The sequence below is a fragment of the Lysobacter sp. P5_B12 genome, assembly GCF_056400425.1.
Window position 1 is genome coordinate 81,195 of sequence record NZ_JBFULG010000002.1, and the last position, 15,759, is coordinate 96,953.

Genomic DNA, 15,759 nt, shown 5'->3' on the forward strand with positions numbered 1-15,759 from the left:
GTCGACGGTCCGCTGGTTAACCTTGGCGATTCCAGACACCGCTCCCACGCCATGAATCCGCGCGATCTGAACCGCGTCCTCGAACACCTCCCCGGCAACGTGGCGCTCCTCAGGGCGGTCCCGGGGTTTCCCGTGGTCGCGATGAACGCGACCCTGCGGTCGCTGCTGGCCGACCCCGACAATGCGCTGGGCCGCGGGGTGTTCGAATTGTTTCCCGACGCACCCGATTCGCCGGGGAGCGTCGCGGCCCTGACCGCCTCGTTCGAACGCGTGATCCGCACGCGCAAGGCCGAACGCCACGAGCAACGTTTCGACGTCGCCGATCCCTCGAACGGGCAGTTCCGGGAACGCCATTGGGCCGCGACCAACAGCCCGGTCCTCGACGACGCGGGCGAAGTGGAATTCATCCTGCACCAGTCCGAGGAGGCCTCGACGGAGCGGCTGGACTCGGAGCGGCAGCGCCGGATCTACGAAGCGGCGCTCAACAACACGCCGGACTTCGTTTACATCTTCGGCACGGACCATCGCGCGATCTATGCGAACGAAGCCCTGCTCAAGGTGTGGGGCGTGGAAGACGTTCGCGGCCTGACGTGGATGGACCTGGGCTACGAGCAATGGCACGCGGACATGCACGATCGCGAGATCGCCACGGTGATCCGGACACGTGCGCCCATTCGCGGGGAAATCCCGTTCACCGGCACGAACGGACGCCGCATCTACGACTACATCTTCGCGCCGGTCTTCGATGCCGCGGGCAGCGTGGTTGCCGTTGCAGGCACCACGCGCGACGTCACCGACCGCCAGGCCGCCGAGCAGGTCATGCGCGAACACGCGCAACGCCTCGCCGAGGCCGACCGCGCGAAGGACGAATTCCTCGCCACGCTCTCGCACGAACTGCGCAACCCGCTCGCTCCGCTCCGCAACGGCCTGGAGATCCTGCGACGCACGCCCCCGGGCGACGGCGCGCAGGTTCGCATCCATTCGATGATGGAGCGGCAGGTCGATCATCTCGTGCGCCTGGTCGACGACTTGATGGAGGTCTCGCGCATCACGCGCGGCAACGTGTCGCTGCAGATGGAATCGGTGGACCTGCGCTCGGTGGTGGAGAGCGCGGTCGAAGCAGCCCGCCCGGCGATCGATGCAGGCGGCCATCGCCTTTCGATCGACTTGCCGCACTCGCGCGTGACGCTGCTCGGCGACGCCGTGCGGCTGGCGCAGGTGCTGGTCAACCTGTTGAACAACGCGGCCCGGTATTCCGAGCCCGGCGGCGACATCGCACTGCGCGCGGTGGCGTCGGCGGAGATGCTGTCGCTGTCGGTCAGCGACACGGGGATGGGCATGGATCCCGCGGAAATTCCGCACCTGTTCGAAATGTTCACTCGCGGCGACCGGGTGCGTTCGTCGCACCAGGGCGGCCTCGGCATCGGCCTTGCGCTCGCGCGTCGACTGGCCACGCTGCACGGCGGTTCGCTCGATGCGCACAGTGAAGGGCTCGGCAAGGGAAGTGTGTTCAACCTCCGATTGCCGCTGCAAACCGACGCCCCCGGCGATGCCGCCAGGGCGGGCGGGACCGATGCGATCAAGCTGTCCCTGCGCGTGCTGCTCGCCGACGACAACCAGGATGTCGGAAACAGCCTTGCCGAAGCCCTGCGCCTGTTCGGTGCGCACGTGCATGTCGTCGACAATGGCATTGACGCGATCGCCGCCTTCGATCGCGTCGCGCCGTCGGTCGTGATCCTCGACATCGGCATGCCGCGCGTGACCGGATACGACGTCGCGCGTGCGCTGCGCTCGCGGGGCGTCGAAGTCCCGCTCATCGCGCTGACCGGCTGGGGCCAGCCGGCCGAACGCAAGCGCGCCCTCGCCGCCGGGTTCGACCATCACCTCGTCAAACCGATCTCCCTGCCCGTGCTGCTGAAGTTGCTGGCTTCGCTGGAAACCGCGGACAGCACGTGATGTTCAGCGCGCGTCGGCTGCCGCCGGTGGCAATTGGTACGCGTGCCCGTCGAAACGCGCGCGCACCGTTTCGGTCTGCGGTGGCTCGCACGAAACCGGCGCGTCCTCGCCATTGGCGGAGGTGTTGATCGTCGTGCGCAACGACAAGTCTGCCAGTCCGTGCTGCATTCCCGGGCCCACATCGATTTCCGTCGCCGATTCGGTGATCGCGTCCGGGCAAGCCGGCGTCTCCGCGTTCCGGGTTTCACCCACGCGCACCTGAAGGAGCGGTTGGATCCGCTTGCCTTCGCGCAAGTACAAAGCAAGGTCCGAATCGCCGTACGCGCATTGATAGCAATGCGCGCTGTGGCTGGTGCGAACACCGAAGGCCCGTTTGCCCGGCGCCAATACATATCGACCGGTGTCGATGCTCAAACCCTCGAACCGGATCGCGTCCGACGGGATCGCGCCTGCTTCGTGGCGATGCGCGAGGACGGCATCGTGGGCGAGATCCAGCACGACGATGTCCAGGTCCCGTAGATAATCGGTGTCGGTGTCGTCGCGTGCTTCGCCGGTTTGTTCTTCGCCCGGGTGGTACGTCAGCGCAACGATCGCGTGGCCGGCGTTCGATGGATCGAGACGACAGGCCGCGTTCCACTCGCTCCAGAAATCCGCGCCGGCGCCGAAGCCGAGCGCGTCGGCTGCGCGCGCAATCGTGCCGTCCTCGCAAGCCAGCGGATCCACTGGAGGTTGCGACGCCCGTTCTGCGGCGATGCGTTGCCGTTCGATTGCCGCGCGCTCAGCGTCGCGCGCCTTGACGCTCGCGCACAATTGCCATGGGTCGCGCGTGGTCGCGTGCCGCTGCGTCGCGCAGGTCTCCTTCATGGCATCCAATGCCCGATCATGCAGCGGGCCCGGCTGCATCAACGTGGCGGCGATCGATTGAAAGAGATCCATCGACGCGTGGGATTTGGTGGCGGCCTGATACTCGTGCGCCAGCCGAAGATCGTCGAAACGCTCGCAGTCGCCGTGGCCAAGGCGAATGTTTTCCAGCGCATAACCCTGCCAGAAGAACGGAATTCCCTCGTCGGCCGGGAGCGTGCCCAGTGCACACGCGTCCTTGCGCGCGGCGTCGACACCGAGTCGGCGTTGGGTGTCGGCAAGCGACGCATCCTGCGTCGCATCGACCCACTGCCATGGACTACTGTAATAACGATCGAACATCTGGTGCCGCGCCGTATTGCGTTGCTCGAGGCGCGCGAACAGCACCGTCAATTCGGTTGCCTGGACGAAGGTCCGCTCGCGCTCGCCGACCGGCCACGCGCCCGGATAGCGCAGCAACACGGGCAACTTGAGCGTCAGGAACACCATCCTGCGCAAGACTTCGGTTTCGGCTGCGTCAAGCGCTTCGGAAGTTGCAGGAAGCCCGATGGCTTGATCGAGATGGAACGAGGGCGCCATGCCCTTGAGCACGCGCGGCAATTCCGGGTCGCTCTGGTCGAGCGAAAACAGCGCCTGGAACAACAACAGGCAACTGTCGGGCCCGGGTCGGCTGCATCGGTCTTCGATGAGCTCCGCACGGAACTTCGTCCGCAGCAACTCCAGCAGCGCTTGCGTACCTGCCTTGTCGGGGCGGGTGTCGTCGAAGAATGCACCCTGCGGCACGCAGCGACGGAAGCCGTCCCAACCCGCGTCGTTGCGCCATTGCCATGCGTCGGGATTGCGCAACGCGAAGACGGCAGGATCTTCGGCGCCCGACCACGCCACGCCCGGGAAGCACGCGAAGATCGTCGACATCGCGCGCGCGGTCGTCGACCACGTGGGGTCGGGCAAATAGCCGATCCCGTCGCTCCCGTTGGGCGCCTTCTTCGGATCGGCACCGGCCGCGCGCGGCCACAGGCGTTCCCACAGCACCGCTGCATCGGACGGTCGGCGAAACTCCAGCAGATCCCAGGTCGCGGCCTGGTCCAGCAACACGCCACGCGTGGATTCGGGAATCTCCACGAACGCCGGCATGCGCATCATCGCAACGAGCTTGCCCGCATCGAGCGTCTTCCAGTGCGCAGGCAAGGGAACGACGGATGTCGAACGCGGTGCCTGCGCGACCGATTGCGCCTCGGCCACGATCGCATCGAATTCGGATGTGCCCAGGGCATCGGCGCGCATCGGCGTGTCGCCACTGAATTTCTCGATCTGCGCATCGGCCCACGCCGACGGCGACGTCGACAGAAGCAGGACGATCGCGAGCCATGGAATGCGCACACGCCCTTGCCTGCGACCTGGACGGCCGCCTCCCACAATCGTGCCGTGCATGTGCTTGATCCCCCTGATCGCCGGGCAAGACTAACGGATCTCGTCGCGATGCCGGCGATCGAGCTACTCTTGGCCCGATCGGGAACCGGGGGCGGTCGTGGGGACAAGCAGCGCATCGACGTACCGCCCCGAGATCGACGGCCTGCGCGCCATCGCGGTGCTGGCCGTCGTGCTGTATCACGCAGGGGTCGTGGTCGCCGGTTACGCGGGTGTCGACGTGTTTTTCGTCATCAGCGGCTACCTGATCACCTCGATCCTGTTGTCCGCGCCGCGCATCGACGTGCTGGCGTTCTATGCGCGCCGCGTGCGCCGCATCCTGCCGGCGGCGGCGGTCGTGGTCCTGGCGGTGATGTCCTTCTCGTGGCTGCTGCCCGGGGCGGATGCATCGCAGGAGACCGCGCGCAGCGCGGGGGCTGCCCTGCTGTTCCTCGCCAACGCGTTCTTCGAGTTCACCACGGGCGGCTATTGGGACAACGCCTCCGAGCAGATGCCGCTGCTGCATCTGTGGTCGCTGTCGGTCGAAGAGCAGTTCTACTTCCTATGGCCTGCGCTGTTGATTTTCACGCGCTCGCGGAAAGTGATCGCCGCCCTGGCGCTGGCGTCGTTCGTGTTGGCCGAATACTGGATGGCCACCAACCCCGAGGCGGCGTTCTTCCGCATGCCTGCGCGCTTCTGGGAACTGGCGGCCGGCGGTTTGATCGCCACGGCGCCGCGCTGGCGCATGCCATGGTGGGTCGGCTTGTTCGGCATCGCGCTGACGATCGGTGCGTGCCTGTTCAAGACACCGGTCTTTCCGGGTGCCGGCGCGCTCCCGGTGGTCGCTGGCGCATCGCTGGTGATCGCGTTCGTGCACGGCGGCGGGACCAATCGGTTCCTCGCGAGCAAACCGATGGTCGCCGTGGGCCTGGTGTCGTATTCGCTGTATCTGTGGCACTGGCCGCTGCTCGCGTTCTATCGCGCCAACGGGGGCGATTCGCAGACCGTCGCGCTCGCGTTGTGTGCGGCTGCGTTGGTGATGGCCGCCTTGTCCTGGCGCTTCGTCGAACAACCCTTCCGACGCATGCGCTTCCGGCCGCGTCGCACCGTGGTCGCAGGCGCCAGCGCTTCGGTCCTGCTGGCGCTGGGTGCGTGCGCGGTGAGCCTGCACGAACCTGCGCCACCGGCCGCCGGCACGAAGGAAGCCTTCGCCGAGCAGGCGCACAACGATCATCTCTCGCGGAAGTGCGAATACCACGAAGGCGACACGGTTCCCAAATGCCTCCCGCCGTTCGCTGCCGACGCCACGTTCTGGGGAGATTCGATGGCGCTCTCGTGGAGCGCCGGGTTGCCGCGCGGCGTCGTCTACAGCTTCCCCGGATGCGCGCCCATCCCCGGCCGCAAGGGGCGTCGCGGCTGCCGCGAGTTCAACGACGATGTGGTGCAACACCTCACCGGCGACACGCTGTACATCGCGGCGCGTTGGGCGGTGTATCACGAGGTCGACATCACGCCGACCTTGCAGGCCGCGCGTGGTTTCAAGCGCGTCGTGGTCATCGGCCCGACCCCGATCATGCAGGCGCCGGCCGCGCGATGCATCCGGGGCGAAGTGCACTGCGGGGTGTCGCGCGCGGCCTTCGAAGCGGAGAACGGGCGGATCATCGCGCAACTCCGCGAACGCGCCAGGCCCTTCCCGAATGTCGAAGTTTGGGATGTATCGAACGACTTCTGCGCCAGCGACTGCCCCGTCGTGCTCGACGGCGTCGCCCTGTACCACGACGAAGACCACCCCAGTGTCACGCAGGCCAAACGCGTGTTCGCTCGCCGGCAGCCAATCGCCGCGCGTGGCTACTCTTCGTCGACGCCGTAACGCAACCAACGATCGGCGACGCCCGCATCGGAAAACGCGCGCGCATCGATCCCCGCCTCGCGGGCGAAGATCTCGCAGTATTCGAGATGATCCATGCCGCTGGGTTTGACGTGCGCGATGCGCAGGCCTTCCAGGCCGCGGCCCTTCATGTCCTGGACCAGCTTGCGCCAGTCGGCGATCGCCAACTCGTGGCCGACCAGCCGATCGCAGACGAACAGCCACGCGGGGCGCTGGGCTGCGATTTCCTCGACGATGCGCTTCCAGTAAGCGATGGTGTTCGCAAGCGTGCGCTCGCCGGTGACGGTGGCCATCAAGCCGTCCCGGGGGCGCGAAAACACGACGCTGTAGTCTGGGGTGGTCACACCGACAGTATCGCCGGTCCGCGGCCCGGCGTCAGGCAGTCGAGCGCTCGGCCCTGGCGCGATGCATCAGGTTCGCGCGCGTGGCTTCCAGCAGCGCGGACAGGCGCGTGACATCGGCGGGTTTGCGGAAGTGGTCCGAGAACCCCGCTGCGTAGGCCTGCGCCTTGTCCTGCGGTCCGGCCCAACCGGTGATGGCGATCAACACCGCAGCTGCGTGGCGCGGGTCAGCGCGCAGGCGACGGGCGAGCTCGTAACCGTTCATGCCGGGCAGGCCGATGTCGAGCAGGCACACGTGCGGTTCGAAGTCCGCGGCCAGGGCCAATGCCCGCACGCCGTCGGAGGCGATGCGGAAATCCATGCCGAGCAATTCCAGCAACATCGCGAGCGTGCGTGCCGCGTCTTCGTTGTCGTCCACGACGAGCACGCGCATGGCATCGCGTCCCAGGGGCCTGGGCGCGACGGAGAGCGTCTTCTCCTGCGCCTCGAGCGCACCGGCGGAATCGGCGACGCACGGCAGATGCACGATCACGCGCGTGCCTGCGTCGGCGCCTTCGCTGTCCACTTCGACGCGGCCCTCGTGCATTTCCACCAACTGCTTCACCAACGCCAGGCCGATGCCGAGCCCGTCCTGCAGGCGATTGCGATCGCGGCGCCCCTGGGTGAAGAGTTCGAAGACGTGCGGAAGGACGGTCGAATCGATGCCGATCCCGTCATCCCGGATTTCGACGATGGCGCAATCCCCGTCGGCACGGGCGCTGACCCAGATGCAGCCGCCGGGATGGCCGTACTTGGCCGCGTTGTTGAGCAGGTTGCCGAAGACCTGGGTCAGGCGCACCGAATCGGCGTCGACGACCAGGGGGTGATCGGACATCTCCACGTGCAAGGTGATGCAGCCGGCTTCGACCAGCGGCGCGCTCAATTCCAGCGCGCTGCGCAAGGCGTGGCGCAGGTCGATCGCGCGGCGGCGCAGTTCGATGCGTCCGCGCGACACGCGCGAGGCCTCCATCAAGTCGTCCATCAGGCGGACCATGTGGTCGACCTGGCGGCTCATCGTCGCGTGCAGGGCCTTGCGGCGCGTCGCGTCGGCCTCTTCCATCGCCAGCACGTGCAATGCGTTGCGGATCGGCGCGAGCGGATTGCGCAATTCGTGCGCGAGCATCGCGAGGAATTCGTTCTTGCGGCGCACCGCGTCGGCCTCGGCGTCGCGCGCGCGTTCGAGTGCATCGAGATGGTCGCGAATCTCGTACTGGCGCGCGCGTGCGCGCAACGATGTCCGCAACGCACTGAGCAGCGCCGACACGCGCAGTGGGCGCTCGAGCAAGGTCACGTTGCCGAGCGCGGCCACCGCGTCGCCGACCGCGAGCGAATCCGCGCCGCGCCCGGTCAGGATCAGCACGGGCAGGTCGGACCACGCGCCCTGGTCTTCGAGCACCTGGGCGATCGCGGCGTGGACGCCGTCGTTCTTCAACAGTTCCTCGCCCACCAGCACTGCGCCCGCACCCAACGCCAACTCGTCGCTCAGTTCGCTGGCGCTGCGGCAGACATGGCATTCCAACCCATTGTCTTCGAGGATGCCGCAGGTGAGATCGGCGTCGCGCGCGGTCGGCAGCAACAGCAGCACGCGCAGGCTCGCGCCTGGTGCTTGTGCGTTCATTCCGCGTCGCCGATGGGGGTGGGTTCGCTCACGGTCAGGTCGTTCGGCGGCTCTTCCTGCGGCACGCCCGTCAGCACGCCGCGGAAGTGCCGCAGCGGTTCGCCGATCTGCAGGCCCTGCGAGGTGATGCGCATTTCGCGGATGGTGCGTTCGTGCGGACCGGTGCGCTTTTTCAGCACAGAGATCGCCTGCTTCACCTCGCCGCGGCTTTCGAAGTAGCGCAGCAGCACCACCGTGTCCGCCAGGTAGCTGACATCCAGCGTGGTCTGCATCTGCCCGATCAGGCCCAACTGCGAGGCGATCAGGATCGTGGTGACATCCAGCTGCGCGAGGTAGGACAACAATTCGTGCAACTGGTTGAGCACGTGGTGCTCTTCGACCATCGCGTTGAGGAAGCCGTTGAGGCTGTCGATCACGATCAACTTCGCGTTGTCGACTTCCACCGCGGTCCGGATGCGTTCGATGAATTCCCCCGCCGAAAGCTCCGCCGGGTCGATCGATTGCAGGTCGACGGTCCCTTCGTCGATGCAACGCTCGACGTCGAAGCCGATTCCCTTGGACCGGGTGACCATCGCGCGCTGGCTTTCGTCGAACAGGAAGAGCGCCGAACGTTCGCCGCGCGCGGCCGCCGAGCGAACGAAATGCGAAGCCAGCGACGATTTGCCCGCGCCGGCCGCGCCGATCAGCAGCGTGCTGGTGCCGCGGTCCAGGCCGCCGCCGAGCAGCAGGTCGAGTTCGGCCAGGTCGCTGGCGACCGGGACGTTCTCGCCGTGGCGTCGATATTCGGCGGCGATCAGGCGCGGGTACGCGCGCACGCCGCCGGTCTCGATCTTGTAGTCGTGGTAGCCCGAGCGGAACGCGCGTCCGCGCATCTTGCTGATGCGCAGGCGGCGCCGGTCTCCGCCGAAATCGAGTGTCTGGTGGTCGAGCTGGATCGCGCCATGCACGATGGTGTGTACGTGCAAGCCCTGATCGGAGACCTGGCTTTCATCGAGCATCAGGACCGTCGTGCCCTTCCCCGCGAAGTACTGCTTCAACGCGAGCACCTGGCGGCGGAAGCGCAGCATCGAACCGGCCAGAAGGCGCAGCTCGGCGAGCGAATCGAACACGACGCGATCGGGCTGCTGGCGTTCGACTTCATCGAGCACGCGGCGCGTGGTCTCGACCAGTTCGATCTCCGATGGGTGGAACATCGTGTACTGCGACTCCGGATCGAGCTGGTCGCCGACCGGGAACAACTCGTGGATCGCGATGCCGTCGAGCGACCAACCGTGCGCATGCGCCACTTCGCGCAACTCGCGCTCGGTTTCCGACAAGGTCACGTACAAGACCCGCTCGCCGGCGGCGACGCCGGCCATGAGGAATTGCATCGCCATGGTCGTCTTGCCCGAGCCGGGCACGCCCTCGAGCAGGTACAACCGATGCGGCGTGAGGCCGCCGGCCAGGATGATGTCGAGACCGGCCACCCCCGTCCGGATGGGAGGGGGCAGCGATAGAGATGGGGAGGACATGAAGCCACCGGATGAATGCTGGCGGGATTTTCGACGAGCGGCTCGTCAACATCGTGTGCAGGCGGCGTCAATTCGGCGCGGGCGCAACCGCACTTCACGATCCTTGACGGCCAAGCGGCTATGATGCCTTCGCACTCGACCGCGGGTTCTCCGCGTCGTGACCCGAGCCTCCGTGCAGCTCCGCCCCGCCAGGAGCACTGCATGACCGCTTCGCAAAACGCGATGCCCAGGACGTTCGACCGCAAGACCACCAAGGGATCGATCACCCACGAACAGCTGGCCGCCGACCTGGCGAGCTTCCGCGAGCGTGGCGGTATGATCGAGAAGCTCGGCACGACCCATGTGCTGCAGAAGCTGCAAACGGCCTCAACCCCAACCACGGCGGCCCGCCCGGCGCACCCACAGGGCCGATCTACCGAGAGTCGAAAATGAAAGGCATGGACCGTAAGAAAGAAGCGAAGAAAAAGCCGGAAAAGACCAAGAAGGAAAAGCGCGACGCCAAGAACGAGAAGAAGGCCACGCGCGGTTTCGCTCCGACCTGAGCTTTTTGCGCACGCAAGACCTTCGCATTGAACCAATCCCGTTCTCCCCGGCAATACCGAGAACGGGAGAACGGCCGGGTCCGGCCGCTCCCCACCGCCAACGGGGTGCGCCATGCGAGTCAAGTCCAACGCAGTTGCCGATGCCTTACTGCTGAGCATCACCTGCCCCGCTGCGGTCCTGGGCTTGTCCCTGGCCGCGCCGGCGTTCGCCACCGACCATGTCGTGACGGCGAGCGGCATGACCTTCACACCGAGCACGCTCACCATCGCCGCCGGCGACACGGTGACCTTCCGCAACGCAGGCGGCTTCCACAACGCCATGTCCGATCCGGGGTCGGTGACGATGTTCCGCTGCGCCAACGGCTGCGACGGCGCCGGCGGCAACGGCGGGATCAGCCCGGCGGCATGGTCCGCGACGGTGACTTTCCCCTCGGCCGGCACCATCAATTTCTTCTGCCAGGAACACGGCGGCGCCGGTGGCCTGGGCATGTCGGGCCGGATCACGGTGACCGCGCCTGTCACCCCCGTCGCGCATCGCAGCGATTTCAACGGCGATGGCGGTTCGGACCTCCTGTGGCGCAACAGAGTTTCGGGCGGCAACGTGATCTGGCGTTCGGCCAACTCGGCCACGCAGCAGGCGACGAACACGGTCGCCCTGTCGTGGCAAGCCGTCGGCGTTGGCGATTACAACGGCGACGACCACTCCGACATCCTGTGGCGCAACACCAGCGGCGCCAACGTGATCTGGCGTTCGGGCAGCGCCGCCACGCCGCAGGGGGTATCGGCGCTGATCAGCCCGGCCTGGCATGTCGTCGGATCGGGCGATTACAACGGTGATGGCCGCGCCGACATCCTGTGGCGCAACACCACCAGCGGCGCGAACGTCATCTGGCGTTCGGCGAATGCGGCGACCGCGGTGGCATTGAAGGCCGTCGCGACGTCGTGGAGCGTCGTGGGCTCGGGCGATTACAACGGCGACGGCAGCGCCGACATCCTGTGGCGGAATACGGCGACGGGCGGCGACGTGATCTGGCGTTCGGGCAATGCCGCCACGCCGCAAGCCGTGAAAGCCGTTGCCGCACAGGCATGGCACGTGGTCGGATCCGGCGATTACGACGGCGATGGTCGTGCCGACATCCTGTGGCGCAATCTGGCCAACGGCGCGAACGTGATCTGGCGTTCGGCGAATGCGGCCACGCCCATGGCGGTGAAGACCGTGGCGATCGCGTGGATCGTCGCCGGCTCGGGCGATTACAACAACGACGGGAAAGCCGACATCCTGTGGCGCAACACCGCCAACGGCGCGAACGTCATCTGGCGTTCGGCGAACTCGGCGACCGCGCAGGCCGTGAACAGCGTTCCCAGCCAGACCTGGAGCGTCGTCGACTTCACCGAGTGATGCGCGCCTCAGAGCGTCCCCGGAATCGGCGCCACCAGCGCCGATTCCGCTTCGCACTTCGCAGGATCGACGGAAGCGGCGCCCGCGACTTCCGCCCTCGCCGCTTGCACGTCGGCGGCGAAGGTCGCGTCGGATTGCAATCGCGCGAACGTCGCGGCCGCGACCGTACGCCCGGCGAGGATGTCGCTCTGCCAGTGCGCGTTGCACACCAGGCGGCTTTCGCCGAACGCACGCGCACGCGCCAGCACGGCATCGGTGCGATCGGGTGCGACCTCCACGAGGATCAGGCCCCACGTCCAGCCGATCGCCGTGTGACCCGAGGGATAGGACCCATCCTTGCGTAACGCGGCTTCGTCGGCGGGCGCGCAAGTCGACTCGTTGTAATGCACGAACGGGCGCTCGTGGTTGTAGTGGTCCTTCGCGCGATACGTCGCCAGACCGGCATCGACCAGCGTGCGTTGCAGGATCTTGTAAAGGCGCGGCGTGTTTTCGGGCGTGATCGATTTGCCCAACGCGCAGTCGAATGCAGTGGGCGCATGCGGGAAATGCAAGTCGGCATCGGACGTCGCCATCGTTCCGCGCGGGCCGTTGCGCAAGGCCTGCGCTGCCGCGTGGATGGCCTGGTCCTGCGCGAACGCGCGCGAATCGGCCGTCGGTGGCGGTGGAACCAGCGCGAGGCTGTCGGGCAGTGCGCGCCCCAGGTATCCGGCGGGCACGCCGGGTTTCAGTTCCGGCACCTTTGCGACGGCCGGCGCCGGCGGCGTGCTTTCGACGGCGCTGCCCGCGCATGCCGCCAACAGGCCCGCAAGCGCGATCGCAAGGCCCGTCTGCGTCGGCGTCATCGCGGCCTCCATGCGATACGGTGCATGGCCTCACTCCTTCATGGTCTCAATAGGAGACCAGTTCGATCCCCAGGGCGCGTCGCTCCGAGTATTCCTCGCGCACGCTGCGGCAGTACGGCCCACCCATCACGAAGCGCCGGCAGACTTCGGGGCGCGACTCGTAGATCGAGCAGCACATGCGCGCAGAATCCAGCGCCACGCACCAGCCTTCTTCATCGTGCGCCATGACCGTGAGGCCGTTGCGCGTATCGAGCAGGTGGGAGGGAACGCGATCTTCGGGCATGACCACGACGGTCAGCCGGCAGCAAACCGCGTCGCATCGACTGCAATGGGGTTGGTCGCACGCAGAAGCGACGGAACCCTCGCTGGACGAGGGCACCGCATCGGGGTTGGGAGTCTCCATGAAACGACAGGGTACGCTGCCGCGGGGAAAGCGCGCTTAACCATCGGATTCACGCAGATGAATCGCGCCATTCAGCGACGTGATTGGCGCCTTCACCCCGATTGTAGACTGCCTGCATGACCAATCTTTCGAACCCGAACGCGATCGACGACGACGTCGCGAAAATCGCACGCTGCACGTCCGTCCCGACGATCCTCGATGCAGTCGTCGAACTGACCGGGCTGCGCTTCGCCGCCGTCGCGCGCGTGACCGAAACCCGATGGACCGCGTGCGCCGTGCGCGACGACCTCGGCTTCGGCCTCGCACCGGGCGGCGACTTGGTCATCGAGACCACGATCTGCAACGAGATCCGGCAGCACCACCAGCCGGTGATCTTCGGCCATGCCAGCGCGCATCCGGTCTACAGCACGCACCACACGCCCTTGAAGTACGGCCTGGAAAGTTACGTCTCGGTGCCGATCTTCCGCCGCGACGGCGATTTTTTCGGCACCCTGTGCGCGATCGACAGCGCACCCAGCGACGTCGACGTCGATCCGGTGAAGCTCAAGTCGATCACCCTGTTCGCCCAATTGATCGGACACCAACTCGACATCGCCGACGAGCTGAGCGCGAGCCTCTCGCAGTTGCAGACGATCCGGAGCGACAACGCTTCGCGCGAAGAATTGGTCACCGCGACCGAGCGCGAGATCCGCGACCTGCTGCAACCGGTCGTCACCGGCTTGTACCTATTGCGCTCCAGCGACGCGCTCGCCGAACCCGATCGCGTCGTGCTCGCGGACATGGAAGCCAGTTGCGCGCGCATCGGCGTGATGCTGGGCGAACGGCTCAACCTGGCCTACAACCCATTCAAGCGCGTCGACGAGGCTTGAATCACGGCGCCGGCGCGGCCGCCGGCAACGGGTATTCCACCACCGCGGGCACGCTCAGCAACACCTTCGAGCGATACATGCCGTTGAAGACATCCTCTTCCTTCAACACCACGCGGCGCGCCTTGTCGATCCAGAAGCGCTGGTAGTTCCCTTTCCCGGGTTGGCCGCTTTCGGTTTCGACGAGCCAGCAATCGCGTTGCGTGCCGTCGCCGCCCAGCAATTTGCGTTCGCCAACGACGATGTAGTCCACGTCCATCGGCGCCTCCATGCCGACGTCGAACAAATGCACGCGCAAGGTGCCGCCCTTTTCCCATGGCAACAAGGGCAGCAGGCTCAGGTCGGAATGCCAGTTCATCCACCAACCGTTTTTCATCGACGGAAAGCCGGCTTCCATCTTCTGGCGCGCGGCATCGGGAAGCGTGCCTTCGATCGTGCCGCTGCCCTTCTTCGGATCGACGGTGGTCGTGTATTGCGCGGTGGGGCGCTTCCACATCGTGGTTTGCGCCAGCGTTGCCAGGTCGCGCGCGGCATGCACGGTGCGCGCGGAGTGCACCACGCCGGTCTCGTCTTCCCAGTGTTGCGTGACGACCCAGGCATCGGCGCCGTCGACGCGTTCGCGTGCGACTTGCGTCGTCGCGAGCATCGTACGCTTGAAGCCGGTGTCCGGTGCGCCGTGGAAGTACACGACGTAGGTTTGCGTCGTCGGGCGCAGGGCTTCGAGGTGGAAGTCGTCCGGCGCGACTTGCACCGCATCGGCGGCGCGGGCGAAGCCGAACGGCGCGGCGAGCGCCAGCGCAACGAAAAGGGACAGGCGCGCGAAGGGCATGTGGTCGGACCGGATCGGGGGGAGGCGCCATTCAAGTCTGCGCGCCCGCGCGCGGGGAGTGCCGTCCGGCAGGGTGACTTTGCGGGTGTACCATTTCCCCCGCAACGACCCCAGGCGAATCGGATGGCCACGCGCCCCCTGCCCTACGCACCGATCAATTGCGAGTTCCATGATCTGCTGGAATCGCTCGCGACCCTGCGCAAGCGCACGCAGATCGTGTTCCGCAACGACGAGGGCGCCACCGAACAGCGCGATGCAACCATCGTCGACATCCGCGTCCGTGAAGGCGCGGAGTTCGTCGAACTGGATTCGGGAGATTCGCTGCGGCTCGACCATTTGATCGAGGTCGACGGCAGGAAGCTCGCGGACTACTGAGCCCGCATGCCTTCGCCGCCGCCTGCTCCCTGGTCGTGCCCCACGTGCGGCACGACGGTGAGCACGCCGTACTGTTCGCAATGCGGTGAGCGCAGGCTCGACGCGAGCGACCTCACCCTGCGCGGACTGGTCAAACGCATCGCGCACGCACTGACGAATGTCGACAAGCGCGTGATGCGCACCGCGTGGACGCTGTTGCGCCACCCCGGCGCACTGACCGTCGCCTACATCGCCGGACGTCGCAAGCCCTACATCGGTCCGCTGCAGATCTTCCTGTTGGCCAACGTCGTGTTCTTCGCGGTGCAGACCATCTCGCCGATCAACGTCTTCGGTGCGTCGCTGGCCTCGCACATGCAAGTGCAGGACTGGCGCGAATGGGCGACGCAACTGGTGAACGCGCGCCTGGCGAACACGTCGATGACACTCGCGCAATACGCGCCGAAGTTCGACCGCATCGCCGAAGCCAATGCCAAGTCGCTGATCATCGTGATGGCCGGTGCGTTCGCGTTCATCGCATGGCTGCTGTTCCATCGACGGGATCGGCCGTTCCTGCTGCATGCGGCGTTCGCGCTGCATGCGTGGGCCTTCCTGCTGGTGGTGTTTTCGATCGCGCTGCTGCTGGGCGTGGCCGACCGCATGCTCGGTGGTGCGGGGCTTGCGTCCGCACGCGTCGACCACGCGCTCACGGCGCTGCATCTGGCGGCGTGCGCGATCTTCGTGTTCCTCGCCATCGGGCGGGTGTATGGCGCTACCGGGTTGCGTCGAGCCGCGCAGACTGCGGCGCTCACGTTCTCCGTCCTGGCCATCGTGCTCGGCTATCGCCTGCTGTTGTTCGTCGTGACGCTCTATTCGACGACTTGAGCCAGGTCGCAGTCGAACAGC

General features: G+C 66.6%; 14 protein-coding genes. 7 read left to right on the forward strand and 7 right to left on the reverse strand.

Annotated features, from left to right (window positions below):
- Positions 1-51 precede the first annotated feature (51 nt).
- Complete coding sequence (locus AC1DOM_RS03725) at positions 52-1,956, forward strand: hybrid sensor histidine kinase/response regulator (RefSeq protein ID WP_498960384.1); 1,905 nt, start codon at positions 52-54, stop codon at positions 1,954-1,956.
- A 3-nt stretch (positions 1,957-1,959) separates the two neighbouring features.
- On the opposite strand, the gene AC1DOM_RS03730 is transcribed toward AC1DOM_RS03725, so the two are convergent.
- Positions 1,960-4,197: a PA3715 family protein gene (locus AC1DOM_RS03730; RefSeq protein ID WP_498960386.1), complete on the reverse strand. Its 2,238-nt coding sequence runs from the start codon at positions 4,195-4,197 to the stop codon at positions 1,960-1,962.
- Between the two features lie 148 nt (positions 4,198-4,345).
- On the opposite strand from AC1DOM_RS03730, the gene AC1DOM_RS03735 reads away from it, so the two are divergent.
- Positions 4,346-6,094, forward strand: coding sequence for an acyltransferase family protein (locus tag AC1DOM_RS03735; protein WP_498960388.1), 1,749 nt, complete (start codon positions 4,346-4,348; stop codon positions 6,092-6,094).
- Here the strand turns inward: AC1DOM_RS03735 and AC1DOM_RS03740 are convergent.
- From AC1DOM_RS03740 to AC1DOM_RS03750, 3 genes are all read right to left on the reverse strand, one after another.
- A complete protein-coding gene (locus AC1DOM_RS03740; RefSeq protein WP_498960390.1) occupies positions 6,073-6,405 on the reverse strand; it encodes a hypothetical protein in 333 nt (110 codons plus the stop codon). The genes AC1DOM_RS03735 and AC1DOM_RS03740 overlap by 22 nt on opposite strands.
- Before the next feature lie 82 nt (positions 6,406-6,487).
- Positions 6,488-8,110 (reverse strand): ATP-binding protein, encoded by a 1,623-nt coding sequence (locus tag AC1DOM_RS03745; RefSeq protein WP_498960392.1) that lies wholly within the window; start codon positions 8,108-8,110, stop codon positions 6,488-6,490.
- Positions 8,107-9,621, reverse strand: coding sequence for an ATPase domain-containing protein (locus AC1DOM_RS03750; RefSeq protein ID WP_498960394.1), 1,515 nt, complete (start codon positions 9,619-9,621; stop codon positions 8,107-8,109). Before AC1DOM_RS03750 ends, AC1DOM_RS03745 begins: the two co-directional genes overlap by 4 nt.
- Positions 9,622-9,822: 201 nt before the next feature.
- Between AC1DOM_RS03750 and AC1DOM_RS03755 the strand changes: the two genes are divergently transcribed.
- Both AC1DOM_RS03755 and AC1DOM_RS03760 read left to right on the forward strand, forming a co-directional pair.
- Positions 9,823-10,053: a hypothetical protein gene (locus AC1DOM_RS03755; protein WP_498960396.1), complete on the forward strand. Its 231-nt coding sequence runs from the start codon at positions 9,823-9,825 to the stop codon at positions 10,051-10,053.
- Between the two features lie 222 nt (positions 10,054-10,275).
- Positions 10,276-11,562 (forward strand): FG-GAP-like repeat-containing protein, encoded by a 1,287-nt coding sequence (locus AC1DOM_RS03760; RefSeq protein ID WP_498960398.1) that lies wholly within the window; start codon positions 10,276-10,278, stop codon positions 11,560-11,562.
- An 8-nt stretch (positions 11,563-11,570) separates the two neighbouring features.
- On the opposite strand, the gene AC1DOM_RS03765 is transcribed toward AC1DOM_RS03760, so the two are convergent.
- Positions 11,571-12,404 carry an acid phosphatase gene (locus AC1DOM_RS03765; RefSeq protein WP_498960400.1) on the reverse strand — a complete coding sequence of 278 codons (834 nt, stop codon included), beginning with the start codon at positions 12,402-12,404 and terminating at the stop codon, positions 11,571-11,573.
- A 46-nt stretch (positions 12,405-12,450) separates the two neighbouring features.
- The gene (locus AC1DOM_RS03770; RefSeq protein ID WP_498960402.1) at positions 12,451-12,807 is read right to left on the reverse strand and encodes a YkgJ family cysteine cluster protein; all 357 of its coding nucleotides are present in this window, start codon (positions 12,805-12,807) and stop codon (positions 12,451-12,453) included.
- Between the two features lie 116 nt (positions 12,808-12,923).
- On the opposite strand from AC1DOM_RS03770, the gene AC1DOM_RS03775 reads away from it, so the two are divergent.
- On the forward strand, positions 12,924-13,676 hold the full coding sequence (locus AC1DOM_RS03775) for a GAF domain-containing protein (protein WP_498960404.1): 753 nt from the start codon (positions 12,924-12,926) through the stop codon (positions 13,674-13,676).
- 1 nt (position 13,677) lies between these two features.
- On the opposite strand, the gene AC1DOM_RS03780 is transcribed toward AC1DOM_RS03775, so the two are convergent.
- On the reverse strand, positions 13,678-14,502 hold the full coding sequence (locus AC1DOM_RS03780; RefSeq protein ID WP_498960406.1) for a DUF3108 domain-containing protein: 825 nt from the start codon (positions 14,500-14,502) through the stop codon (positions 13,678-13,680).
- A 123-nt stretch (positions 14,503-14,625) separates the two neighbouring features.
- Here AC1DOM_RS03780 and AC1DOM_RS03785 point away from each other — a divergent pair, with 123 nt between their 5' ends.
- Positions 14,626-14,877 (forward strand): hypothetical protein, encoded by a 252-nt coding sequence (locus tag AC1DOM_RS03785; RefSeq protein ID WP_498960407.1) that lies wholly within the window; start codon positions 14,626-14,628, stop codon positions 14,875-14,877.
- Positions 14,878-14,934: 57 nt separating this feature from the next.
- Complete coding sequence (locus AC1DOM_RS03790; RefSeq protein WP_498960409.1) at positions 14,935-15,738, forward strand: DUF3667 domain-containing protein; 804 nt, start codon at positions 14,935-14,937, stop codon at positions 15,736-15,738.
- Positions 15,739-15,759: the final 21 nt, after the last annotated feature.